The 702-nt window shown below is 77.6% G+C and carries 1 protein-coding gene; it reads left to right on the top strand.

Annotated elements, in window-relative coordinates; genetic code table 11:
* Positions 1-702, top strand: a 702-nt coding sequence (locus AOK23_RS42100; RefSeq protein ID WP_476718321.1) for a peptidoglycan recognition protein family protein, incomplete at both ends; no start/stop codon positions are given.

Raw genomic sequence — 702 nt, 5'->3', positions numbered from 1 at the left:
CGTGGCGCTCACGTCCGCGGCCGGCGGGCGCCCCGCTCTGGCCCGCACCCACACCGCTCCCTTCTCCCTCCTCGGTGTCTCCTGGACCGACGCCGCCGCCCGGCTGGACGGCACGGCCCAGGTGCGCACCCGTGACGCCGCGACCGGCCGGTGGAGCGCCTGGCGCGCCCTGCGCCCGTCCGCCGCCCTGCCCGGCGGCTCCCGCGGTGCCTCCGAGCCGCTGTGGGTCGGCCCCAGCGACGGCGTCGAGGCCCGCGTCGTCACGGCCGACGGATCACGGGCGGGGCTTCCGAAGGGGCTGCGGGTCGACCTCGTCGACCCGGGGACGACGGACGGCGCGGCCGGGCACACCGCCGCGACGGTCGGCACGCGGGGCACGACGGGCGTCGGCGGCATGCGCAACGCGGCGTTCGTCACCGACGATCCGCCGGTCGCCGTCACCTCCACCGTCACCCGGCCCCCGATCGTCGGCCGGGCCCGGTGGGGCGCGGACGAGGCGACGGTGGCCGGGTCGCCGCAGTACGACGACAAGGTCAGCGCGGTGTTCGTGCACCACACGGGCGGCAGCGACGCCTACAGCTGCGCCGAGTCCCCGGCGCTGATCCGCGCGCTCATGGCGTACGACACCGAGACGGCCGGCCTCGGCGACCTCCGGTACAACTTCGTCGTCGACAAGTGCGGCCGGATCCACGAGGGCCGCGC

Origin of the sequence: Streptomyces torulosus, from assembly GCF_001419765.1 — a bacterium.
Lineage (GTDB): Bacteria > Actinomycetota > Actinomycetes > Streptomycetales > Streptomycetaceae > Streptomyces > Streptomyces torulosus.
Note: the sequence above shows the minus strand (reverse complement) of the source record. Positions and strands in the feature narration are given on the sequence as shown.